This is a genomic window from Porticoccaceae bacterium LTM1, assembly GCA_030252795.1.
Taxonomy (GTDB): domain Bacteria; phylum Pseudomonadota; class Gammaproteobacteria; order Pseudomonadales; family Porticoccaceae; genus SCSIO-12696.
Genome location: CP127080.1, coordinates 688085 through 713497 on the forward strand (window position 1 = coordinate 688085; position 25413 = coordinate 713497).

Genomic DNA, 25413 nt, shown 5'->3' on the forward strand with positions numbered 1-25413 from the left:
TTGCTCGTTTAGTAAATGTAGCGCTGTTCAAAAGCCTCCACCGGTAATGGGCGGTCAAACAGGTAGCCCTGCAGGTAATCACAGCCCAGGGCCTTTAGGCGATCTGCAGTTGTCTGATCCTCAACCCCTTCGGCGACAACTTTAAGTGCAAAGTTGTGGGCGAGATTAATGACCGCGCGAACAATTGCCAGATCCTTCTGTGATTTGACCATCTGGGTTACAAAGCTCTTGTCGATTTTTAGCTCGTCCGCCGGCAAATTGCGGAAGTAGGTAAGTGACGAGTGGCCGGTACCAAAGTCGTCGATGGAGACCTTAAGGCCCATTTTTCGCAACCGGGCCAGCTGCGTCATCATCTGCTGTTGGTTTTCCACCATGATGTTTTCGGTCACTTCCAGAATTACCCTCGGTGGTCTGACGCCGTAAAGATCCAGCATATCCCTGATCACATCCAGTATCTCGTCATCCAGCAGCAGGTGGGGGGGGATGTTGATTGATACAGAGATGTTGTCAGGCCAGCGGGACATCCTGGCCATGGCGGATTTAATCGCCCACCAGGTGAGCGGGCGAATGATTCGGCTGCGCTCTGCCGCAGCAATAAATTTGCCCGGCGGAATCACCGGGCTGTTGAGCGGGTGCCAGCGCATCAAAGCCTCGGCACCGATGATATTGCCAAAGTTGGCCTGTATTTTGGGTTGATAAAAAAGCTCCAGCTCGCCTTGGGCCAATGCATTTTCAAGCGCTTTTATGGTGCGATGCTCGGTGATGACCGGATCCCGGTGGCGGCCATCAAACACTCGATACAATGCGGATTGGCTGCGCGCCTGGCGTAATGCTTTGCGTGCTTGCTGCAAAGCGGTGTGAAGATCGGTTTTTCCTTCAAGTTTGGCAAAACCAACCCGAATCTCAATCTGGGTGGGGTCGCCAAACAGATCGTATGGATGTTCAAACAATCGGTGCAATTTCGCGGTGGCAAGCTCTAGAGCCGCAGAGCTGTCGACACCTTTGAGGACTACAAGGCAGCGGTGTTGGTCAATGGTTCTGCTGTGGTCACTGGTTCGTATCCACTGCTTCAGGCGGTTAAAAAACTCAATCCTGATCTGGTCAGCCAGTTCGCTGCCCAGTGAATCGATCAGAAGCTCATAGTCAGCCAGCTCCACCAGTCCCAGGTGGCTTCCGGAGATAGAAGTCATCAGACAAAGAACTCCTCACTGTTAACGCCGTAACTGCCGGGTTTAAGTTCCTTGATGATCCAGCAGGAATCAGGCCCTACCAGCGGTGTTTTTCCCAGATCCAGCAGTTTGAGTGTGGGTAGTGGGCTCTTGTCAGTATCGAGCACTACTACCAGCTCCGGTTTCAGGCGACGGTTGTCGTTTTGCTTCACCACAATCGCTACTTCGCCCGTATTCAATTCCACCAGCGCTCCGGTCGGGTACAGGCCAATGGCCTGGATAAACTGCTCTACAAGTGACTCCTGAAATAGCTCCCCGGAAATATTGATCAGTTCCTGCACGGCCTCAAATGAGGAGCGCGAAGGTGAATAGGGTTGCGGGGTGATCATGGCGTCATAAGTGTCTACCAGCCCGGCGATTCTCGCTAAAAGTGGAATCGCGGCACCTTCCATCCCCCTTGGGTAGCCAGAGCCATTGTGTCGTTCGTGGTGGTTCTCGATGATGGCCAAAATTTCGAAATCAGTGCCACCGGTGTGGGTAACCATCTGGCTTCCCACCATCGGGTGTTCCCTTATCTCTTCTCGCTGCTTGTCGTTCAGGGGCTCGGCGCTGTTAAGCAGTGACTCGGGTAGTTTGGTCATGCCGACATCACACATCGCGCAACCGATTACCAGCTTTTCCAGTTCATCTCTCAGCAGGCCAATGTGGCGGCCCAGGATGGCAGCCCAGACCGACATGGAGATGCTGTGTTCGTATCTGTACTCGCTGGTTTCCTTGAGGCGTACCAATGCTGCTACTGCGTCTTTATTGCGAAATACGCTGTCGATCAGCGGGTTGACTGCCTTGCGAACCGCACCCACGTCAGTCGGGATTCCATTCTTGATGGATTCAAATACGCGATCCAGGGATTCATGGGCGGTTTCGAAGTGAAGCTTGGCTTCCTGAAAATCGTCGCGTAGCTGTAAGCGATTGAAAACGGTCGGTGGTTTCTTCTGGGGGGGAGGGGTTTCAAGCATGAATCGCTGAGAGCCGCCGTAATCGATATCCACTTTGACGTGGTTAACATAGCGGGCAATGAAGTGAATGTCCTCATAGTCCCTGACCAGAAAACCCTGCAGGGCAAAAGGAGTCTCCAGCCAAGGCCGGTCGATCTCGGCGATAAACATCCCCGGGCGCAACTGCCCAATCGGTATTTTGACAAGACGCATTGAAGCTCCGTGTCTTCTTTATTCTGACTGTAAGAATAGTTTGAGGTCTGGGGGATGTCTATTCATGTTGTGAGGGTATTGAGTCAGTGGGTTGAAGGACTTTCTTGCGTCTTTTGTTTCTTAAGTGAGGGAAAGTCGGGTTACTTGTTCCGCAAAACTCTGTCAGCCAAGTTCTTTTTCCCAAGTTCAGCTTTTTTCGCCTCGAGTATTGAGGTCGGGGTGGTGGTGGGGCGTGTACTAAAATATGAAAAGTTAATCCGCGTGAATGAAGGCCAAATGCCAGTGGCTAACCGAAAGCGAAGCAACATTCTCTCCTTGGGTAGGCACCGTCCGGAAGTCCGGCGGCAATTGCTTGAGCGTTTGTTTGTGGACCACGGATCGGCACTTCGCAGTTTTCTGTTGGTCAGGTTGGAAGACAGGGCGGATATGGAGGATATCGTTCAGGAGGTCTTTTTGCGTCTTGAACGGCTTGAGGATTTAGAGGTTCGCCTGAATGAGGGGGAGGCGCGTAATCGCGCATTCATGATTGCAATTGCCAATAATCTGGTATTGGACCTGGAGCGCAGTCGGCGCGTACGCCGCAATTATGCCGAAAGCGAGCAGCACGCTGCATCAGAAGATGCAGGTGTGGACACGTCCAGCCCGGAATCAATGGCGGTGACTCACCAGGAGCTGGACTGGCTAAAGCAAGAGATCCTCAAATTAAAACCCACTTGGAGGGAGGCGTTTGTTCTCAATCGCTTTCATCACCTCAGTTATCGTGAAATTGCCCAAAAAATGTCAGTAACTGTTAGCCAGGTAGAGAAGTACATGATGAGCGCCCTGAAGCAAATTCGTCAGGCCGCCAAAACTGCTCGAGGAGAGCAATCGCTATGATTGATAGCATAAAGGAATATCAGGAAGAGAGTCGTGCACTCAGGGATGCGTTGTCTCTTGTGGGAGGAGAGCTCTCCCGTGAGGAGGCCGAAAACCTGAAGACATGGAGGCGTGGATCAGAAAGCTATCGTGAGAGCTTTTCTGAATCGGTTGAGCTGCTGGGTGATGTGGAGTCGTTGGCAGGGGATGCTGACTTTATGAAGCAGTTAGATGATGCTTTACCACACCGTGTTTCGAGTAGTTCAAACAGAAATGGTCGTAAGCAGGTGGCCGTTTGGGCCGCAGCAGCTGTACTTGTAGTGACTTGTTTTATCGTTTTTCAGACGAACTACCAGGGAGTGAATGTCGAACAGAATATTTCTCGTTATGTCACCAGAGTGGGTGAGCAGAAAACTATCGATTTGGATGATGGCAGCCAGGTTGTCCTCAATACAGCCACCCAGCTATTGGTCGATTACTCCAGCAGTGCTCGTCGAATAGTTTTGGAGCGCGGTGAAGCCTATTTTGACGTTGCTAAAGATTCGACCAGACCATTCAGTATTGAGCTGGGTGATCAGGAGGTCACTGTGCTAGGAACGGCCTTTAGTATTTGGCGTCAACCCGAGCAATTTACATTGGCGGTTAGTGACGGTGTGGTGGCAATACACCGCAGAAGCGATAGCGTGGTTCCGGGAGCCCCCATTTTAGAGCCAAGGGGGGAGGAGCGCGTAGAGTTACCCGGACGGAATCAGCGCCGTGTGTCTGCTGGTACAGTTGTGGAATTTTTTGTTGATCAGCAGAAATTGGTGGCCTATCACAGTGAGGATATTGACCAAATTCAGGATTGGCGTACAGGGATGATTCACTTTGAAAACAGTCCTCTTGACCAGGTGGTTCGGGAGTTGAATCGCTATTCAGGAAAGAAAATCCTGATTGAAGATAGAAGCATTATGGGTCTCGAGTTGTATGCCACCGTCAAGGTGGATCACATCAATGAAGCTTTGTTTGTTATCGAACAGGCATTGCCCATCAATGTTATGCACCACTTTGATCGTATTGTTTTAACCCGCAAGTAGAAGGCAGTAAAGCCGATAATCAATTGAAAAGAAGGGAATAATAAAAATTTTTGAAAAATTTATTGAGGTACTTTCAGGGATGTAACGTGTAATAAGTGGTATCCACAAAATCAGAATTAAATAGTGGGTCACTCGTTACTTCAAATGAAAGAGGTGGAAGGTGAATTATTCAAAAATGTTAACTCCGAAAAAGTTGGTGCTTGCTTTGAGCCTGGCTTCAGCCTGTACAGTGCTGAATGCACAGAATCAAGAAACCTATCAGCTGAATATCAGCGATAAAGATGCCGGTTCAGCTTTGATTTCTCTTGGTAAAAAGTCTGGTTGCCAGATTGTGTTTTCCGGAGATTCTGTAAGGAATATTAAAGTCCCATCCGTTGTGGGTGAATACACACTGCAGGATGCCTTGAGCTTGATGCTCAAAGACTCCGGCCTGACTTATAAATTTGTCTCTGATAACTCTGTGCTGATCAGCCAGGGTGAAGAGGCACAGGCGGAAGAAAAAGAAGAGATAGAAGAGATTGTTGTAACGGGTTCTTCGCTCAAAAAACAAGATCCCTCTGCGCCATTGACTGTCTATACCAAAGAAGAGATCGAGCGTCGCGGTATCAGCTCGGTAGAAGATTTTGTTCGCTCTCTTTCTGGAAACCAGTCTTCGCTGAATGATGCAACCTCACTCAATATTGAGTTGCCGGAGGGTTTGGCAGTTCAGCCAATGTTTGGATACAACGTACAGGGTGAAAGTGCAGCTAACCTGAGGGGGATGGGCGTTGATAGTACGCTGATTCTGGTAAATGGACGTCGCGTTCCCAAATCTCCAACCGTTGATAACAGCTTTGTTGATTTGAATGGTATCCCCTTTAGTGCCATTGAGCGTGTTGAAGTATTAATGGATGCAGCCTCGGCCAAATATGGCTCTGATGCTGTTGGCGGTGTTATCAACTTTATTTTGAAAAAACATTATATTGGTGCTGAAACTAAAGTTCGTATAGAAGATAGTAAAAATGGTGGTGACAAATACAATTTGTCACAGCTCTTGGGTTTTAGTTGGGAATCAGGCAGTGCTATGTTGACTCTGTCAAAAGACCAAGTGAAGCCAACACTTACCAAAAAAGCGGACTGGACCACCATGGACTTGCGTGCATGGGGTGGCACCGATCAGAGAAATACCACTAATACTCAGCCAGGTGTAGTTTATGCTTATGAGCGAGTGGATCTGTGTGAAATTTACCCATGGCTTTCGTGTGGTAGCAGGTTCAGGGATACATGGGTGAATAAAGGCTCTCTTCCTGAAGGTCATGATGGTTTAAATTTTACACTTGATGATCTGTCAAAAGATAATATTGTCCCGACCGATAATCGTCTGAGAAAAACACTCTCTACAGAACGTGATCGGGAATCTGTCTATCTGACTCTGGATCAGGACTTCAGTGAACAATTGTCCGGTTATTTAAATGTTAATTACACTAAGAACACTACGGTTGCTGAACAGTTAACTCCAGTTCTGAGCAGCTATGTGGTTCCAGAGAGTAATTATTACAATAATACCGGTGATGAATTAAAAGTATCATATGCATTTGATAATGAGGTAGCGGCTGGCCTTATTCCGCAGAGTACCGGGTTTGCTGAGTCAAAAATGCTTAATGCCAGTGGTGGCCTTAAATACGACCTGGGAATTAATGATTGGACTATTGACCTGAACCTCTCCTACGGTCAAAGCAGCAGTTCAACTCACTCATTCAAAATGAATACCAGGCTTTGTGATGGATTGAGGCAGGATTACAATACCGATGTGGATGGCGACGGTGATAAGGATTTTGTTTGCAGAAGCAGAGAGACTGGTGAGATTGTTGAGGATCCCTCCAACTTCTGGGCGATAATGTCATCATCTGACCCGGATATTGCCCTCAATCCATTTGGTAGCGGAATTCTGCAAAGCTCTCAGCTTTTCAGTGCATATGAGCACTTCGAAAGTTACAGCCCTGTTAATACCGAATACTCGATAGGATTTCTGGCTGAAGGGGAGGCATTTGAATTGCCAGGTGGCACTATGCGATTGGCGGTAGGAGCTGACCATCATGTCTCTACGCAAGATCTTCAGGATCCTACAAGAGCTATTTTTACCAGAGGAGAGGTGAAGCCACAGCAATACCTGGATGCCATCTTTATGGAAACCAGTATTCCATTAGTTGGCAAGAATAATGCTATTCCTGGTGTGCAAATGCTGGAGTTGAATCTTCAGGCACGCTACAGCGATTACAACGTACCTGATGCCGGAGCGCAGTCCAGCTATACCAATACTACACCCCGCGTTGGCTTAAGCTGGAGGCCTCATGATGATGTGTTGGTTCGTGGTAGCTGGACACAAGGCTTCAGAGCACCTGCAAACACCGAGATTATTGGTTTGGAGTTGAATGAGGATTATGTGAATGGGGTTTTCCTCTTTGATCCCTACAATCCGGAAGGTGCGTCGAATGTATATGTGTCTGGCGTCAACTGGAATGGCGATGCATGGTGGAGTCAATTATCACCATGGCCACGGATTACAGATGATCCAAATGAGGCAATTCTTACAATTCCTGCGCTGCAGATGAAGCCAGAAACCTCCGATAACTATACCTTGGGTATCGACTGGTTACCGGCCTTTATGGATGGCCTTGAAGTCAGTGCAACCTATAACCGAATAGAGTACAACGATCGTATTGCTGCTGTTGGCTCCAGGGATTATGCGCCAGAAATTCTGATGAATATCCCGGGTTATGCCTTGCGTGATCCTGAAACTGGTAAGTTGGTAGGTGTTCGGACTGGTCTGATTAATGTTGGTCAGCGATTACTGGAGGCTGTGGACTTTAAGGTTTCCTATGACTTTGATTCCGCGATAGGGCACTTCCGTGCTGGTCTTAATGGCACCTATACCGGAACTCTTGACGATATTCCGGTGCCAGGCATGAGCCCGGCAAGTCGTAATGGAGTACATTTTGGCCCGGATATATGGAGAGGGAGAGCTTACCTGGATTGGTATGAGGGTGATTACAGTGCCACATTTACGGTTAATTACAGTAGTTCGTATGAAGATATTGGTCGCTATGCAGATGCTGAGGGTAACTGGGTAGAGGAAACTGATTCTGTTGAAGGTTACACAACATTCGATTTGACCGGCCGCTATTCAAATCAGGAATCCGGTTGGACAGTTTTGGCGGGTGTGAGAAATTTACTCGATGCTGACTTCCCATTTATTAATGGCCGGTATGGTCGTCCATGGGACTTCCAAAGAGTTAATGCTCGAGGCCGGATAATGTATATGGAACTCAAAAAATCATTCGATCTGTAATTAATATTTCAAGGTAAATGATTGGTTATGTTTAGTTTTTTGGCGTGACAGTTTGTCGCGCCTTTTTTTTAGGAGGAGATCAATATGAAAGTCAGATTTGTTGCAGTCTTGTTTTCCATGCTTTTTCTTGGGGTGTCATTGAATGTCTCGGCTGAAGGTATAGAGTTTTTTTATGGAAGCTGGGATGAGCTAAAGGAAAAAGCAAGCAAGGAAGGTAAGGATATTTTTGTCGATGTTTACACCCAATGGTGTGGGCCTTGTAAGCTTGTTGCTAAAACGGTATTTCCTAAAAAGGAAGTTGGAGACTTTTACAATAAGCACTTTGTGAATTACAAACTGGATGCTGAAGATGAAGATCAAAATGGGCCGGAATTAGCAGAAATTTATAATATCTCTTCTTACCCAACTTATCTTTTCCTTAAGCCGGATGGAGAGGTGATTTATCGATCCGGAAGTGGTGCTGATGTGGCCACTTTCCTGAAGATCGGTGAAAAGGCGGTTTCCGGTGGTGATCAGTATGAACAGTTGAATGCTGAATACCATGAGGGAAATCGTGATCCCGGATTTTTACGGCGCTATCTTTTAGAAGCAAAGATTGCTGAACGTGCCATCCCAAGGAATGAAAGAAAATCCTATTACGATTTTCATCAAAATGTATTCTCGGAATATTTCTCCTTGGCTGATGAAAAAGAACTTCTCAGTGAAGGTGGCTATCGAGCATTAGCTTTATATAGTAAATCCAGAGGGAGCAAGGGGGTTGAGTATCTGATTGAGAATTATGATCAATACTCTGAAATAGTGGGGTCGGATGTCATTAGCGAAAACCTGGCCATGATTAATTCCCTTTCTATAAGCAATACTGCGATGAGAGGGGATGAAAAATATCGAGATTATGTCCTTGATATAAAAGGGAAGTTGTTTGGTGCATATAAAGAAGTTGAGGGTAAGGCTTCTACAAATCCGTTTTTGAGTCCCTTGTATGCAAAGTTTATTGGTGATCAGCAGTTTACTTTTCACAAGAGAGATTTTCACGGTTATCTGAATGCCTTTGAAGAATATGAAAGATTGGGTGGAAGTCAGGCCGATAAATCAAGAGTTGTTTCTGACCTGGTGATTCTGGCTGGATCTAATAGAGATAATCTGAATGAAGTTAAACCATATGCTTACAGTCTGTATAAGGATGTCGGTTCATTGGGTTCTAAATTTTCGTATGGTTTGATAATGGCCAGGATGGGCGAATCAGCTGAAGCTAAATCTATATTGGAAGAAGTGTTGATGCTTTGTTCTGATCCGGAGGTTACGAAAGGGATGTATCGCGGAGAGGTTGAAAGTATAAAGCGGCAGTCAAAATCAGCTCTGGAATTAATTGATTAATTTTGGGGTGGAGGAAGTAATCGTGAGAAAAATAGTATTAGCATTACTGTCATTTGTATTTTCATCAGTCGCCTCGGCTTCGGTTGATTTTTCCGGATATGCCAAAATCTCTGGAGATATATCAGTTGGAGCAAACAAAAATATTGTTTCCTTGCTGAAAACAACAAATGGAAAGCTAAAGGAGGTGGCTACCTCTACTGTAGACGATAAAGGACGATTTTCTTTTATGGTTCCGGTGGATGAGTCCGGCTTCTATCGCATTGATTATGCCGGTACCAGGCAGAACCAGATAGTTCGTTTGTACCTTGAGAAGGGGTTAAGTATTTCACTGGATATTTCTTCTGATAGTTATGAGTTAGAAGGAAGTGATACATACTTAAATGAAGTGGTGCAAGATTGGGGTAGGATTTATAACCAATTTATCCCTTATACAAGGCCTGGTGGAGCGCTTACGTATAAAGATTATTTCCCGTTCCTGGTTGAGGAAGCCGTTCCCGCACTGATGAATTTCAAAAAATCATTGTCTACGGGTGATGAACAGTTTAATAGGTTGATGAAGTTGTCTGCCGAGTCAGATCTTGAGTGGGCATCCTACCAGTTTCTTCGAATGCCGCGAATGTTTCATCCAAAGCCGGAACATTACCCGAAAATATATGCTGATTGGGTTGACAGGAATAAATTTCAGAGCGCTGATTATCTTAAGATTGATAATGCTGTCTCATTGATTGATAACTACTTCTTTAGGGAAGCTTTAAGGTCAGGCAGTCCCAAAGTTGGGGAAATACTCTCAGGTCCATTGCAATCTATCGGCCCGGACGATCTTAAAGAGGCATATCTTCAGGAAAGATTGAAACCATTCCTTGAGAGACGGCCCAGTGATGAAATGTATTTTCAGATGGTAGATCCTGTCAGGAAGTACATGTCTTCTAATGAAAGTCAGGAGCTCCTTTTTGCGCTGGATAAGTACTACTTAACTAAGGTAGGAAGTCCAGGATTTGACTTCAATTTTGAAAATAGTGATGGGGATTATGTGTCTCTATCATCTCTGAAAGGAAAGGTCGTTTACATTGATTTGTGGGCAACCTGGTGTGGACCTTGTAAAGCCCAAATTCCATATATTCAGGAGTTGGAAAAAGATTTTCACGATCAAGATATAGTTTTTGTCAGTATATCTTCCGATGACGATCAGGATACATGGCGTGAATTTGTCGATGAAGAAGACTTGAGTGGTATCCAGTTGATAGCCGATTCAGAATCGTGGAGAACAATGGTCAAGCTGTACGATATTGCTGGTATTCCACGCTTCATTATCCTTGATAAAAATGGAAATATTGTGGATTTGAATGCTCCAAGGCCATCTGATACAGAGTTGAAGGTAAAATTGGAAGGACTTTTATCACAATAAATAACATTTTGGGGGGTCCGGTGAAATTATCAAGATGGGTATTTGTTATCGGTTTTTCAGCTGTTTTTAATGCGGCCGCAAATGAGTTGGACTCTCTGGAGCCTAAGGCCCCCTCCTGGAAAGGGGAAGGGGCTCTGGGCTTCAGTCGTACGTCAGGAAACTCCAACGCTGAAACTCTCACTGGAAACCTGACGTTGACCAGAAAGAATCAAGCTTGGGAGCAAACTTATAAGCTCTCGGCAGTAGTCAGGGAGGCAGAAGGACGTAAGAACAAACAAAACATATGGGGCTCAGTTCAACTGGGCTACAACTTCTCTAAAAAAATCTACTCTTTTGCCAATATGCGTCATGAAGAAGATCGCTTTGGACCCTTTCAAGAGCAGGGATCGCTCTCTTCAGGTGTTGGCTGGAGAATGTTTACCCATGATGACGTAGAGTTTCGTATTGAGTCAGGGGTGGGGTACCGCCGTAGTGTTTCAGGGAAGGATGGCTCAGCGTCAGAGGAGATGGTTTATCGGGGTTTGTCGGTATGGAAGTATAAACTGGACGATGGGATTCATTTGGTTTCCGAGTTCAGGGTGGAGTCCGGTTCAATCAATACTGTAACAGAGTCTGATTCGTCGATTCGATTCTCTATAAATGAAAAAGTTGGTCTGAAATTCAATTACAGAATTAAAAATAACTCAACCGTACCCGAGGGAAGAGAGAATTCAGATGATTTGACGGCGTTTTCTGTAACTTATAAGTTTACGTGATTCACACTTGGTGAAAGGGCTCTGCTTTCCAAAGTAGCAATTACAATATTTTCATTAGAAAAACCTATGTTTAAGACTGAGTAACAACTTCGTTATCTGTACGTTTAATATAACCGTATTAATGTATGGCCCTGTGGACATTTCTTCCTATCCTCGTAAGCACTCCTCTGCTTTGAGGTTGTGTCTAGGCCAGTGTATTCGGCTCAGCTAACCTTGAAAGAGCCTTACTGACGGCTTCCTCTTGATTCTTATGAGTAGTTGAGACTAAAAGTCGATTTCTGGTCACGCGGCGTCGCTGTCAGTGCCCTCAGTGGCATTTTTTAGATCAAATGCATTTCTATAAAAGTGTTTAAATTCAATTGGTTATGGTTCTTTTTGCACTTCTGTGTTGATAGTGGAGCATAGTGCCAACTTTTTTATAGGGTGTCCCCCCTCCTCAGCCGTCCTGCTATATAGGAGGAGTGTGTAAAAGTTATGGCGCTCATGGTACGCAAAAAGAACAATGTCGTTGATTTTAATGGTCGTCAACGTATGAACAAGGCGCAGGTTCTCGAACAGCTGTTTCGCGAGCACAGCACCTCTTTGCGTGTCTTTCTTAGAGGGATCATGAAAGGTGATCAGGACGTAGAGGATATCGTGCAGGAGATGTTTGTAAAGCTATCGGATATAGATGACATCCTGACACGTTTGCCTAGTGATAAAAAACGATGCCGTTCCTATCTGTTTGCCACGGCTAACAATATGGTAGTGGATATTGAGAGAAGCAAGTTGGTAAGACGAAGATATTGTGAGCAAGAGATAAGTCACGCTACTGAAGAGGATCAGAAGGACGGTGTTGGTCCGGAAGAAATTGCTATGTCGCATCAAGAGTTGGAAAGAGTTAAGAGTGAAATTTTAAAGCTAAAGCCTCGTTGGCGTAAGGCATTTATTTTAAGTCGATTCAAGCATTTAACTTACAAGCAGATTGCGAATGAAATGGGCGTGTCAGTCAAGCAGGTTGAACAATATATGAAAGAGGCGCTGATTCGGGTGAGGGATGCGGCTATTGAGAAAAGGGAGTTCGGGTAATGAGCGAATTTATCAAGAGGCAAGCCAAACGAAAAGCCGCTGCGGATTACGTGCGTCTCTATGGTGCTGAAGATAGTGAAGGGATTCAGCCTCAGCATTGGGAGAAATTATCAGGAGAGTACCAAAAACAATTTCAGTCAATGAAAGAGGTAATGGCGGATATTGAAGCATTGGCTTCCGATCCTGAAATCCTGAATGAAGTTGACTCGGTCTCTTCAGTGAGAGAGTCAAAGAAATTTGGTCATGGAATTTGGCCTTCTCTATCTGTAGCTGCCATGTTGTTGGTGGCTGTGTCTGTAGCTTTTGTCGGTTGGCAATCAGGTTACTTTGACGGGTCACCTGAAGTGGTAGAGGGGCAACGTTTCATTACACGGGTTGGTGAACAAAAGACTATCCAATTGGAGGATGGCAGTGAGCTGATTTTGAATACTAACACTCAGGCTATTGTTGAAATGCGCCCTGATAAGAGGATAGTTTTTCTTGATAAGGGGGAGCTATATCTTGATGTGGAAAAGGATGAGGAGCGTCCATTTGTGGTTCTTACGAGTGATCGTGCGGTAACTGTCCTTGGCACTCAGTTCAGCGTTATGAATGAGGGGGGGCTATATAGGGTCTCTGTCAATGAAGGTAAGGTTGCTCTACATCAGCGAAATAATAGCTTTAATGGATATGAAGAAATTGATTTGAATGCGAGTAACTTAAAGCTTGACTCTGTCAAACCGTATGCCCTGTCTGCAGGTATGCAGGCTTCAATTGATTTTGATTCAAATAGTCTGGTTGCTAGTGGGTTTGATTCAAAAGAAGCTCTCTTTTCCTGGACCAAGGGCATGCTTCGGGTTGAAGATTTACCTTTGTCTGATGTTGTTGAAGAGCTTAATAGGTTTAGTGGTCGACACGTTGTAATAGTTGATGAAGAGATATCTGGCCTAACGGTGTCAATGAGTATCAGGGTTTCCAGTATTTCTGATGCCTTTGTGGCTGTTGAGGAAATATTGCCTGTTAAGGTTGATAGGACCTTTAATGAAATTCTTCTGTCGAAGAGGGATATGTGATTCTCTGGTGTTCTCAAGTGTCTTCTAGGTGATTTTTTCAAAAAAATTAACTTTTTTATAGGGTAACCCTGATCCTGAGCCGTCCTTTCTTTAGCTCATGAGTGATGGGCCAAATAATAGATAGATAGATAAGGTGGGTTATATGGGTTTAAGTAAGAAGTTATTTCGCGCTAACCGTATTGCACTGGCTGTTGCGGCAGCATCAGTGATGGCATCTACGTTTAATGCCTCTGCGGAACTGGAGCGTGTCAAATTTGAATTGAAGAAAAGCGATCTGAGTAAAGCGCTCATGGCTATGAGTGAACAGGCAGGGGTCCAGATTGCTATTCCGGGAGATCTCAAGAATTCAACAGTAAAAGTTGAACTTAGTGGTGAGTACACTGTTGCTGAAGCCCTAGACGTGCTGTTGTCTGGTACAGGTCTCAAATACAGATTTGCTTCGGATGACCTGATTTTAATTGCAAGTGCAGATCAGGGAAATGACGGTTCTTCTGGTGATGACGACGAAAATATCGAGGAAATCGTTGTAACCGGTACCTCACTTAAAAAACAAGACCTTTCTGCGCCAGTGACCATCTACACCAAAGAAGAGATGGAGCGCCGTGGTATTAGCTCAGTTGAAGATTTTGTTCGTTCACTATCTGGAAACCAGTCATCAATAAATGATGCAACATCTCTTAATATTGAGAATCCAGAAGGCCTCAGTACTCAGCCTAACCTTACATATAACATCCAGGGTGAGAGTGCAGCTAACCTGAGAGGCATGGGTGCAGAAAGTACTTTGGTTCTCGTTAATGGCCGTCGTATTCCAAAGTCCCCAACCGTAGATAACAGCTATGTAGACTTAAATGGCATTCCTTTTGATGCCATTGACCGCGTAGAGGTGTTGATGGATGCGGCTTCTGCCAAGTATGGCTCTGATGCTGTTGGCGGTGTTATTAACTTTATCCTGAAAAAAGAATTTGTTGGTGCTACAACCAAGTTCCGTGTCGAAGATAGTAAAAATGGTGGGGATAAATATACCCTGTCCCAAACTCTTGGTTTTGGCTGGGAGACTGGTAGTGGCTTGTTGACCCTGACAAAAGATGAGGTCAAACCAACGCTTACCAAAAAGGCTGACTGGACCACTATGGACCTGCGTGAATGGGGGGGCACTGATCAGAGGCTCACTATATACGGTCAGCCGGGTATTGTTTCTCGGTTTGATGGAACACGTTGGGTTAGAGTAGGGTCTTTGCCAGAAGGCGATGATGGAACGGATTTTACGGTTGACGATCTGTCCCTTGATAATCTTGTTCCAACCGATCTTCGCCTGAGAAAAACACTCTCCAGCGAGCGTGATCGTGAGGCTATTTATTTATCCTTGAATAACGATTTTAGTGATAGCCTGACTAGCTACTTCAATGCCAGCTATTCAAAGAATACTACTGTAGCGGAAAAGACAACGCCGCTGTTGAGTAGTTATTATGTTCCAGAAAGTAACTATTACAATAATACCGGTGAAGATCTAAGAGTCTCTTATGCTATGGATAATGAGGTGGCAGCTGGCCTTCTTCCTCAAACCACAGGCGTTGCTGAGTCGAATATGTTCAACCTCTCCGGCGGGTTGAGTTATGATCTTGGTGTTAATGATTGGACCGTTGATTTGAACCTGAGTTATGGTCAAAGCAAGTTCTCATCCGATCAATATAGATTCAATACTGACCGATGTGGTGGTGTCGCAAGGTTTGATTTCAGTCAGGACGTTGATGGTGATGGCGATAGAGACGTTGTCTGTAGAGATTTCGAGACTAATGAAATCGTTGAAGTAACTGACGGGTTGTGGGGGCTGATTGCGTCGTCGGATCCGGATGTTGCCTTCAACCCATTTGGCGATGGTTCCGTGCAGAGCTCGCAACTGCAGAGTCGTTATGAGTATTTTTCCGCCGCTGGCCCAGTCAATACTGAATATACCGTAGGGGTTGATGCTGAAGGGGAGCTCTTTGATCTGCCAGGTGGAACTATTCGAATGGCGGTTGGTGCTGAGCACCGTGTGGTCACGCAAGATTATCAGACTCAGTCCAGAGCTGCCTTTACCGGCGGTGAACTGAAGCCTCAGCAATATATTGATTCCATGTATGTGGAAACTAGTATTCCATTGTTTGGGAAAGATAATGCGATTCCTGGTATTCAGTCGCTGGAATTGAACCTTCAGGCACGATATAACGATTACAATATTCCTGATGGTGCCACACAGAGTTACAGCAATACGACTCCTCGTATCGGCCTTAGTTGGAAACCACATGAAGATGTTGTCATTCGTGGCACTTGGACAGAGGGATTCAGAGCGCCATCAAACACTGAAATTATTGGTCCCAACCAGGCTTCTTTTGTAAGCGCCAGACCTGTGTTTGACCCGTATGATCCAAGTGGTAATACCACGCTCCGCTTTGTAAGGCTTATCAATTGGAATGGCCCGGTATGGTTTAGTAATACTTCAGGGTTCTTCCCGAGTGTTACTGATGATCCAGAGTTGGCAGTCGTTACTATTCCTACTCTTGAGATGAAGCCAGAGACATCCGATAACTATACGTTTGGTGTAGATTGGTCCCCTGCCTTCTTGGAAGGTCTCGAGCTCAAGGCTACATATACTCGCGTTGACTATGAAAACCGTATTGCAGCGCTCAACTACTTCTCATATCCAATGGATGTTTTGTTGAATATTCCTGGTTACGGGTTGCGTGACCCAGATACAGGACGTTTGATCGGTATTCGTAGTGGCTTGATCAATGCTGGTGAGAGGAAGCTGGAAGCTGTAGATTTCGATGTAACCTATGACTTCGAAACTTCTGTGGGCAACTTCCGTGCCGGTTTGACTGGTACATACACCGGTACGCTTGAAGATGCGCCAGTTCCAGGTCTGCAAACTTTGAGCAGAAATGGAGCGCAATATGGTCCAGACTTCTGGAAGGGTAGAGCATTCCTGGAGTGGTATGATGGTGACTTTAGCGCAACATTCACCACTAATTACAGCAGCTCTTATGAGAATGTAGCTCGCAGCTTGAACAGTAGTGGTGATTTGGTGGAAACAACGGAGCCTGTTGAACATTACACTACCTTTGACTTGACTGGTCGTTACTCGAATGCTGAGTCTGGCTGGACTGTGTTGGCGGGTGTTCGTAACCTGACAGATACAGATTTCCCATTCATTAACGGTAACAATGGACGTCCTTGGGATTTCCAGCGAGTTGACGCTCGTGGTCGCGTAATGTACATGGAGTTCAAGAAAGCATTTGATCTTTAATCATTTACTCTTAGGGTAAATAGTGATTGATCGTAGTACTAGGCGCGACATCTTGTCGCGCCTTTTTTTTAGGAGGAGGGTGGTATGAAAAAGTGGATTGCTATAAGTTTGTTTTCAGTTTTTTGTATTGGTCCGGCATCTTGTGTGTCAGCTGAAGGTATAGATTTTTTCCATGGAAGCTGGGAAGAGCTAAAGCAAAAAGCAGAAAAGGAAAAAAAGAATATATTTGTGGATGTTTATACGGAGTGGTGTGGGCCCTGTAAGCTGGTGGCCAAGACTGTATTTCCTCAGAAAGAAGTTGGTGAATTTTACAACAAGCACTTTATAAATTTTAAGCTTGATGCAGAGGATGAAGACCAAAATGGTCCCGAGTTGGCTGAGTTCTATAACGTGTCCTCTTATCCTACATATCTATTTCTTAAGCCTGACGGAGAGGTAATTTACCGCTCAGGAAGCGGTGCTGATGTTGAAACCTTTCTAAAAATAGGCGCGATAGCTGTTTCTGGAGGAAGCCAATTCAATAAGTTGAAATCAGAGTATCTTGATGGAAATCGCGATCCTGACTTTTTAAGGCGTTATCTGCTCGAGGCCAATATGGCCAAGCGTAGCATTCCGCAGAAAGATAGAAAATCTCACCATATATTTCATCAGGATGTGTTCTCTGAATATATGGATCTATCTGATAAAGACGAGCTACTTAGCAAAGGGGGTTATCAGGTGATAGTCTCTTACTCAAATTTCAGAGGGGATAAGGGAATAGAGTTTCTGGTTGAGAATTATTCACAATACGCTGAAATTGTTGGTAAAGAAACCGTAAGTGAAGAGCTTGCAAGTACTAATACTCTGTCAATCAGCAATACAGCAAGAAAAGGTGATGCCAAATATAGAAGTTATGTCCTGGATGTAAAAGGGAAATTATCGGAAGCCTATGAGGTAATGGATGGTAAGGGGGAGCGCGATCCTTTTCTTAATGCTCTTTACGCCGAATTTGTTGGTTCCCAACAATACGCCTTACATGCAAAAAATTTTCATGATTACCTGAAATCCTATGAGGATTATATAAATGGTGGAGGTAACCTGGTTGACAAGGAGCGGGTAGTCTCAGATTTATTGAATCTAGCGGGGCTGGATGCTGAAAATTTGTTGCGTACAAAGCCATATGCGTACGATTTGTATGAAAATGTGGATTCTCTAGGCTCCAAACTTTCATATGGAGTGCTTCTGGCAAGGCTTGGCTCTTTTGAAAAGGCTAAGCCAATTTTGGAGAATGTTTTATCGCTTTGCTCTGATCCAGAAGTTACCAAAGGAATGTATCTCGGAGAAATCGAAACAATAAGGCGAGTGTCGAAGCGAACTTTGGAGGATTTTGAGTAAATGTTTAATTGTAGGGAGAATGTTGTGAAGAATGTATTTATAGCTATTTTTGCACTTTGTTTTTCAACTGTTTCACTTTCGTCGGATAGTCAGTCTTATTTTGCGACTGTTACAGGCAATTTGTTGTTTGAAACTGATGGGGATGTGATCTCTTTGCAAAAGGCAGAGAATGGTAAGTTGAAGGTTGTAGCGACTTCTTCCGTGGATGAAAAGGGTCGTTTTGCATTTATTGTGCCGATAGATGAGCCAGGCTTCTATCGGATTGATTATTCCGGTAAATGGCAGAATCAGCTGGTTAGGTTGTATTTTAATAAAAGAACTAAGTTGGCAATCGATCTCTATGAAGATGGTTATAAGTTGTCTGGGGATAATGTAGCTTTAAATGAAAAGGTGCAGGAGTGGAATGTTTTTTATAATAAGCTAATACCTTATACGAGGCCGGGAGTTAGGGTCACATATAAAGATTACTTTCCGTTTTTGAAGGAAGAGGCTATTCCTACATTGCATAGCTTTGTTAAATCATTATCAACAAGTGATGGCTATTTTAATAGGTTGATGAAGCTGTCAGCTGAAACGGATCTTGAGTGGGCCTCCTATAAGTTCGTTAATCTGCCAAGAAGTACTCATCCAACATCCGAGCAGTATCCAAGCCAATATGAAGATTGGGTTGCTGAAGATAAGTTTAAAAATATAGATTATCTTAAAATCGATAATGCGGTTGACTTAATGATGCAATATTTTAACAGGGAGGCTTTGAAATCCGGTTTGCCCAAACTTGGTGAAAGGCTCTCTGGTCCTTTGCAATCAGTAGGGGCCGATGAACTTAAAGAGTCATACTTGCAAGAAAGGCTAAAGTCTTTTCTAAATAGAAAGCCAAGTGAAGATGCGTATTTTCAGATGGTGGATCCTATCAGAAAATATATGATTTCTGATGCGAGTCAGGATCTCCTGCTCTCATTGGATAAATCCTATCTGGCCAAAGTTGGTAGTCCATGGTTTAACTTCAACTTTGAAAGCTTTGGTGGAGAGAATGTTACTCTGCCTTCCCTGAAGGGGAAGATTGTTTACATAGATTTGTGGGCAACCTGGTGTGGCCCTTGTAAAGCCCAGATTCCTTATCTTCAGGAGTTGGAAGAGGAGTTTCATGGTCGGGATATAGCCTTTGTCAGCATCTCTTCAGATAAAGACCGGGAGGAATGGCTTGAATTCGTGGAAGAAGAAGAGCTGACTGGTATCCAATTGATTGCTGATGAAGAGTCGTGGTCAAAGATGGCTAAACTCTATGATATCTCCGGTATACCAAGGTTCATGATTCTAGACAAAGGTGGAAATATTGTAGATTTGGACGCTCCAAGACCATCTGATGCAGAGTTGAAGCTAAAATTGGAAGGGCTTTTATCACAATAAATAACACTTGGGGGTCCGGTGAAGTTATCAAAATGGATATTTGTTATCGGATTTTCAGCTGTTTTTAATACGGCCGCAAATGAGTTTGACTCTCTGGAGCCTAAGGCCCCCTCCTGGAAAGGGGAAGGGGCTCTGGGCTTCAGTCGCACGTCGGGAAACTCCAACGCTGAAACACTCACTGGAAACCTGACGTTGACCAGAAAGAATCAAGCTTGGGAGCAAGCTTATAAGCTCTCTGCAGTGGTCAGGGAGGCAGAGGGGCGTAAGAACAAACAAAATATATGGGGCTCCATTCAACTGGGCTACAACTTCTCTAAAAAAATCTACTCTTTTGCCAATATGCGTCATGAAGAAGATCGCTTTGGACCCTTTCAAGAGCAGGGGTCGCTCTCTTCAGGTGTTGGCTGGAGAATGTTCACCCATGATGACATAGAGTTTCGTATTGAGTCAGGAGTGGGATACCGTCGTAGTGTTTCAGGTAAGGATGGTTCTGTATCGGAGGAAATGGTTTGCCGAGGATCATCCGTATGTAAATACAGGCTGGATGAAGGAATTCATTTGGTCTCAGAATTAAGAGTCGAGTCTGGGCCGATCAATACTGTTACTGAATCTGATTCCTAAATTCGTTTTTCCATTAATGAGAAGGTAGGCTTGAGGATAAATTACAGAATTAAAAATAACTCAGCAGTACCGGAAGGGCGAGAAAGCTCAGATGACCTGATGGCGCTTTCTGTGATATATAAGTTTACGTAATTGCTTGGTTGTAAGCTTTAAGGTGTTAATCTGTCGCGGCGTAAATGGAAGCCAGTAAAGTTTACGTACGTACAATTATCCTGCTAGATGTTGTTTTAGGTGCCCTGATTATTCGTAGGAATTGGCTCAAGGTTTGGCTCGACAAATTCTTTGCGAGCCTTATCTGAAAAAATCACCTCTGCCGAATAATGGGATAACATAATTTTCGAATCCAGCATTCTGGGGTTTTTGTCAATAAACTCATCGGCCGATTCTGAATTTCCAGTGTGGTTCATGAAATACTTAACTGCCAATACCCAAGCCCTTGTTAATGTTTCATGAAACTTGCCGGATGGATCGATGCCTGCCTTCTTCAATAGTCCCAGCAAAGCGCTCCGCATTGCCTGCGTGGCCTTCTCGGTATCATTCTCAACAAGATAGATATATGCCAACCGCAGATGTGCACGGTGATCAAAATTCGGAATTGGGAATGTGCAGGATTCAACTTCTTTCTTGAATTCTGTGTCAGCTGAAGAGAGGGTGTGGATCATGGTAGTTGCTCCCTATCCTTTTGAAATAAAACGTACACTTGTACGGCCATGTTCTTTTTTGCCACATTAATGGGTGTCTGATAACCATTATTTTAGTTGAAGTTGCTACCCTTCTTATTAGGAGCTGTTTGTGCATTTAAAGCAGTCAGTGCCTGCTCTTTTTGCTCATGTGGTGCTTGATAGGTGAGGGGTTTTTGCAAGGAATATGGTGGGCCCAGCAGGACTTGAACCTGCGACCAATCGATTATGAGTCGACTGCTCTAACCAACTGAGCTATAGGCCCTTTGAGAAGTCTTCCGGTGTGCCGGAGGTCTTTCGGTCGCTATGCTCTTTCAGGGTGACAGAGCCGCGATTTGGGAGCAAGAATTATAACTTTGCTGTGGTTGGGGTCAACCGAAATCATTGATTTGTTTGGGGTTTGTTGTGGATTGTCACCTATCGGCGCTCAATACTTGATCCCGCATTCTCGGAGATGACGCAAAGGTCGATCGGGAGTGGTGAAGAGGGGAATAAGCGGGTTGGGTTGAAAGACGCTGGATTGCTTCGGTCGCTTCGCTTCCTCGCAAAGACGGGAATTGGGGCGGTTTGTGTCCCGCATTGTGCGTTCACTTCATGCAGGCTACTACGGTTGGTAGTGTGTGTCGCGTCTTTTTTCGCGGCTGAAGCCGCTCCTACAGGGACAGAGGATATAAAAAAGCCCCGCAAATGCGGGGCTTTTTTATTTGGTCGGCGTTTACTCGTCCAGGAAGCTTCTCAGGTGCTCTGAGCGGCTTGGGTGGCGCAGTTTGCGCAGTGCCTTGGCTTCGATCTGACGGATACGCTCACGGGTAACGTCGAACTGTTTGCCCACTTCCTCAAGGGTGTGGTCAGTGTTCATGTCGATACCGAAGCGCATACGCAGTACTTTGGCTTCACGTGCAGTAAGGCCGTTAAGTACTTCTTTGGTGGACTCATTCAGGCTCTCGCGAGTGGCTGAGTCAATCGGCGAGTGGATGTTTGTATCCTCGATGAAGTCACCCAGGTGGGAATCTTCGTCGTCACCGATTGGGGTTTCCATGGAGATCGGCTCTTTGGCGATCTTCAGGACTTTGCGGATCTTGTCTTCCGGCATTTCCATCTTTTCAGCCAGCTCTTCCGGAGTGGCCTCGCGTCCCATCTCCTGCAGCATTTGGCGAGAGATGCGGTTGAGCTTGTTGATCGTCTCGATCATGTGCACCGGAATACGGATGGTGCGCGCCTGGTCGGCGATTGAGCGGGTAATCGCCTGACGAATCCACCAGGTGGCGTAGGTCGAGAACTTGTAACCGCGACGGTATTCAAACTTGTCTACCGCTTTCATCAGGCCGATGTTGCCTTCCTGAATCAGGTCGAGGAATTGCAGACCGCGGTTGGTGTACTTCTTGGCGATGGAGATCACCAGACGCAAGTTGGCTTCAACCATCTCTTTCTTGGCGCGGCGCATTTTCGCTTCGCCAATAGACATGCGACGGTTGATGTCTTTGATTTCGAGTGCGGTCAGGCCCTGTTGTTCAGACAGTTGCAGGATCTTACGCTGCAGACGAATGATATCGTCTTCAACCAGGGCCATTTTTTCTGCGTAATCGGGCTTACCTTTCAGGATGCTCTTGACCCACTTTTCGTTGGTCTCGTTACCCGGGAAAGTCTTAATGAATTCACCGCGAGGCATCTTGCTGTGGCGAATGCACAGGGCCATGATTTCGCGTTCATTTTTACGCAGTTGTTCCAGGCTGTCGCGGGCGATGCTGAGCATCGGATCGAGCTGGCGTGGAGTGAGCTTGAAGAACTTAAATACTTCACCCAGTTCTTCCATGCTCTTCTGGGCAGCTGTGCTATCGCGGCCATTGCGAGACAACGAGCGTTTGGTTTTGTCGAACTGGGTACGCAGGGCGTCGAAACGCTGGCGTGCCTCTTCAGGATCCAGGCCGCCGGTATCCTCGTCATCATCACCGGAATCATTATCGTCATCGTCGTTGCTGCTTTTGCTCAGTGCAGAAGGAACGTGGTCTACCGGATCAAGGTAGCCGTTGATGATGTCGGTAAGCTTGCGCTCTTCGGTTTCGATCAGGTCGTATTCGGCCAGCAGGCCTTCAACGATACCGGGCCACTCGGAGAGGGCAGCCAGCATATCGCGGGTACCGTCTTCGATGCGCTTGGCGATTTCGATTTCGCCTTCGCGGGTCAACAGTTCCACGGAGCCCATCTCACGCATGTACATGCGAACCGGGTCGGTGGTTCTGTGCTGTTCGGTTTCCACTGCGGCGAGGGCGGCAGCTGCTTCGGCAGCGGCTATCTCGTCGGTGGTGTTGTCGCCACTGGCCATCAGCAATTGATCGGCGTCCGGGGCGGTCTCGAACACGTTGATACCCATGTCGTTGATCATCTGGATGATGTCTTCAACCTGATCTGGGTCCGAGATATCTTGCGGGAGGTGGTCGTTTACTTCAGCGTAAGTCAGGTAGCCCTGCTCACGGCCTTTGGCGATCAACTCTTTAATGCGCGATTGTTGTTGGCTAGCGTCGGTCATTTCTGCTCGTAGTCAAGTGAGGCGAAAAATAGCGGGGGATTATACATGAATTAATGGAGGCTTGTCGCGCTAAATGCAAGGTCTGACGTGCATTTAATCCGCATCTAGCGCCTTCTCCTTATTATCTGGTTCAGCTTTTCTTTGATTTCAGTATCTAAGTCACTCTTCAGGGCCAGCGGTAGTATCCGCATAGCCGCTTTGACATCGAACTCGTCAATTTGTTCTTTCTGAATCAGTGTAGCAATCTGTTCGGGAATTGACAGGTTGGCAAAGGCCTGGCGCTCAATTATGCGCAAGGCGTCATGAAACTCACGCCAGTTGTCACGCTCGGTCTCGCCGGGAGGGTGCATGGTCTCGCTGGCGGCTATGGCGGCCATCGTGCGGCCGTTTTCGGTGTCGTTTACGGCAAATTTGCGAGCAATTATCTGGTTGATGCACAGCGTGGGCTCTTCCTTGAGGAGTGTGACCAGCTCTTCAAAAAGCTGTATCTCCTTGCTATCAAGGGTGTTAAAGCCGGGTGGAATCTCGATCTGTTGGGCAAAATCCAGATTGTTGAGCAAGATCGCAACCAGTGTGCGTTCCGGACTCATCTGGATGCGGCGCTCGGGCTGTGGCAGCGGAGGGCGCTTTTCTGGCTTGCGAGGCGGCAGAGAGTGTCTTGATGGTTCGCTCGGGCTCTGGGATTGGTCCGGGTAATACTCGGGTGGTTCTTCGGTCCAGTCTGGAGCCGGCGGGATACCTTCAGCTGCTTGCTGTTGGTGTTGATCCTGGTGTTGGTATTGCTGCTGCTCAGGTTTGGCTGGTGTAGGTTCGACTTTGTCGCCAATCAGGGTGTCGAGCTTATCACCGTCCATGCCGGTGAGTTTGGCTAGCTGGTTGGTGAGCAGCGAGCGGAACACGTTGCGCGGTATGCGCTGAATGTAGGGTGTGGCCAGTTTTACCAGGCGCGCCTTGCCGTCGGGGGTGTCGGTGTCGATTCCCTCGCCAGCGGTGTCGAACAGGAATTTGGAGAGCGGCGCCGCTTCAGCGAGACGGTCGCGAAAACGTTCGGTGCCGCTTTTACGCACCAGGCTATCCGGGTCTTCGCCTTCCGGCAGGAACAGGAATTTGGCGGAGCGGCCGTCCTCCATCATGGGCAGGCAATTTTCCAGGGCGCGATGGGCAGCCTGGCGACCGGCGTTGTCGCCGTCAAAGCAGAACACCACTTCCGGGGTGTAGCGGAACAGTTTTTCCAAATGGGGGGCGGTTATGGCGGTGCCAAGGGTGGCGACGGCATTGTCTATGCCGTGCTGGGCCAGCGCCACCACGTCCATGTAGCCTTCTACAACCACGACCTGTTTTAGTTCGCTGCCACTCTGGGTGGCCTCATACAGACCATACAGCTCGCGGCCTTTGTGGAAAACCGGAGTCTCCGGTGAGTTCAGGTATTTCGGCTTGTCGTCCCCCAGAACCCGGCCGCCAAAGGCGATGGTGCGCCCGCGGGTATCGCGAATGGGGAATATGATGCGATTGCGGAACCGGTCGTAACGTTTGTTCTCTTCCGGTTTTTCAATCAGCAGGCCGGCATCCACCTGCAGGCGTACCGATTCACTGTCGGTGCCGAGGGTGTTGAGTAGGTTGTCCCATCCGGGTGGGGCATAGCCGATACCAAATATGCGCGATATCTGGCCGGTCAGGCCGCGGCCTTTCAGGTAGTCGATTGCGTTGCTGGCGGCGGGGTGTTTTCGCAGTTGTTGCTGGAAGTACTCATCCGCTTCGTTGAGGGTATTGAACAGGCGCTTTTTGTAGCGGGCGCGCTCGTCCTCAAATGGTGTGGTCTCTTCGCGGGGCACTTCCATGCCCATGTCCCGGGCCAGTTGTTCGACTGCCTCGGGAAACGAGAATCGGTCGAAATCCATCACGAAACCGACCGCATTGCCACTGGCCTGGCAGCCAAAGCAGTAATAGAACTGTTTTTCCGGGCTTACGGTAAAGGACGGTGTTTTTTCGTCGTGGAACGGGCAGCAGGCACTGTAGTTTTTACCGGTCTTTTTCAGCTGCACACGAGCGCTGATCACGTCGACGATATCGACGCGATCCAGCAGGTCATCAATAAAGTGCTGCGGTATTTTTCCGGCCATATGCCTGTTTTTGTCTTTTGAAGTGCTTAATAAGCTTGTTGCCATCCTGAGCGTAGCGAAGGATCTCTCACTCAGGGGTTGTTCAGAGATCCTTCGCTATACTCAGGATGA

Annotated in this window: 16 protein-coding genes, 1 tRNA gene and 1 pseudogene; 12 read left to right on the forward strand and 6 right to left on the reverse strand. The window is 46.5% G+C overall.

What is annotated here, in order from left to right:
- Positions 1–8: 8 nt before the first annotated feature.
- Both QP938_03165 and QP938_03170 read right to left on the reverse strand, forming a co-directional pair.
- Entirely contained in the window at positions 9–1190 is a 1182-nt protein-coding gene (locus QP938_03165; protein WIO74918.1) for a GGDEF domain-containing phosphodiesterase, read from the reverse strand.
- Positions 1190–2377: an HD-GYP domain-containing protein gene (locus QP938_03170; GenBank protein ID WIO74919.1), complete on the reverse strand. Its 1188-nt coding sequence runs from the start codon at positions 2375–2377 to the stop codon at positions 1190–1192. Before QP938_03170 ends, QP938_03165 begins: the two co-directional genes overlap by 1 nt.
- A 282-nt stretch (positions 2378–2659) precedes the next feature.
- Between QP938_03170 and QP938_03175 the strand changes: the two genes are divergently transcribed.
- From QP938_03175 to QP938_03230, 12 genes and pseudogenes are all read left to right on the forward strand, one after another.
- Positions 2660–3253, forward strand: coding sequence for an RNA polymerase sigma factor (locus tag QP938_03175; protein WIO74920.1), 594 nt, complete (start codon positions 2660–2662; stop codon positions 3251–3253).
- Positions 3250–4308, forward strand: coding sequence for a FecR domain-containing protein (locus QP938_03180; GenBank protein ID WIO74921.1), 1059 nt, complete (start codon positions 3250–3252; stop codon positions 4306–4308). Before QP938_03175 ends, QP938_03180 begins: the two co-directional genes overlap by 4 nt.
- 175 nt (positions 4309–4483) lie before the next feature.
- Entirely contained in the window at positions 4484–7636 is a 3153-nt protein-coding gene (locus QP938_03185) for a TonB-dependent receptor (protein ID WIO74922.1), read from the forward strand.
- 84 nt (positions 7637–7720) lie between these two features.
- Positions 7721–9010, forward strand: a complete 1290-nt coding sequence (locus QP938_03190) for a thioredoxin family protein (GenBank protein WIO74923.1) — start codon at positions 7721–7723, stop codon at positions 9008–9010.
- A 22-nt stretch (positions 9011–9032) separates the two neighbouring features.
- The gene (locus tag QP938_03195) at positions 9033–10415 is read left to right on the forward strand and encodes a TlpA disulfide reductase family protein (protein ID WIO74924.1); all 1383 of its coding nucleotides are present in this window, start codon (positions 9033–9035) and stop codon (positions 10413–10415) included.
- A 20-nt stretch (positions 10416–10435) separates the two neighbouring features.
- Positions 10436–11170, forward strand: coding sequence for a DUF481 domain-containing protein (locus tag QP938_03200; protein ID WIO74925.1), 735 nt, complete (start codon positions 10436–10438; stop codon positions 11168–11170).
- Between the two features lie 474 nt (positions 11171–11644).
- A complete protein-coding gene (locus QP938_03205; protein ID WIO74926.1) occupies positions 11645–12238 on the forward strand; it encodes a sigma-70 family RNA polymerase sigma factor in 594 nt (197 codons plus the stop codon).
- The gene (locus QP938_03210; protein WIO74927.1) at positions 12238–13290 is read left to right on the forward strand and encodes a FecR domain-containing protein; all 1053 of its coding nucleotides are present in this window, start codon (positions 12238–12240) and stop codon (positions 13288–13290) included. Before QP938_03205 ends, QP938_03210 begins: the two co-directional genes overlap by 1 nt.
- Positions 13291–13432: 142 nt before the next feature.
- Positions 13433–16573 (forward strand): TonB-dependent receptor, encoded by a 3141-nt coding sequence (locus QP938_03215; protein WIO74928.1) that lies wholly within the window; start codon positions 13433–13435, stop codon positions 16571–16573.
- An 84-nt stretch (positions 16574–16657) separates the two neighbouring features.
- Positions 16658–17947 carry a thioredoxin family protein gene (locus QP938_03220; protein ID WIO74929.1) on the forward strand — a complete coding sequence of 430 codons (1290 nt, stop codon included), beginning with the start codon at positions 16658–16660 and terminating at the stop codon, positions 17945–17947.
- A 24-nt stretch (positions 17948–17971) separates the two neighbouring features.
- The gene (locus QP938_03225) at positions 17972–19354 is read left to right on the forward strand and encodes a TlpA disulfide reductase family protein (protein ID WIO74930.1); all 1383 of its coding nucleotides are present in this window, start codon (positions 17972–17974) and stop codon (positions 19352–19354) included.
- A gap of 18 nt (positions 19355–19372) precedes the next feature.
- Positions 19373–20107, forward strand: a pseudogene (locus QP938_03230) (DUF481 domain-containing protein).
- A 95-nt stretch (positions 20108–20202) separates the two neighbouring features.
- Here the strand turns inward: QP938_03230 and QP938_03235 are convergent.
- The 4 genes from QP938_03235 to dnaG all read right to left on the reverse strand — a co-directional run bounded on the left by QP938_03235 (position 20203) and on the right by dnaG (position 25302).
- A complete protein-coding gene (locus QP938_03235) occupies positions 20203–20637 on the reverse strand; it encodes a hypothetical protein (GenBank protein WIO74931.1) in 435 nt (144 codons plus the stop codon).
- 206 nt (positions 20638–20843) lie between these two features.
- Positions 20844–20920: transfer RNA gene (locus tag QP938_03240), tRNA-Ile, on the reverse strand.
- A 450-nt stretch (positions 20921–21370) separates the two neighbouring features.
- Complete coding sequence (rpoD, locus tag QP938_03245; GenBank protein ID WIO74932.1) at positions 21371–23182, reverse strand: RNA polymerase sigma factor RpoD; 1812 nt, start codon at positions 23180–23182, stop codon at positions 21371–21373.
- A 104-nt stretch (positions 23183–23286) separates the two neighbouring features.
- The gene (gene dnaG, locus QP938_03250; protein ID WIO74933.1) at positions 23287–25302 is read right to left on the reverse strand and encodes a DNA primase; all 2016 of its coding nucleotides are present in this window, start codon (positions 25300–25302) and stop codon (positions 23287–23289) included.
- Positions 25303–25413 lie beyond the last annotated feature (111 nt).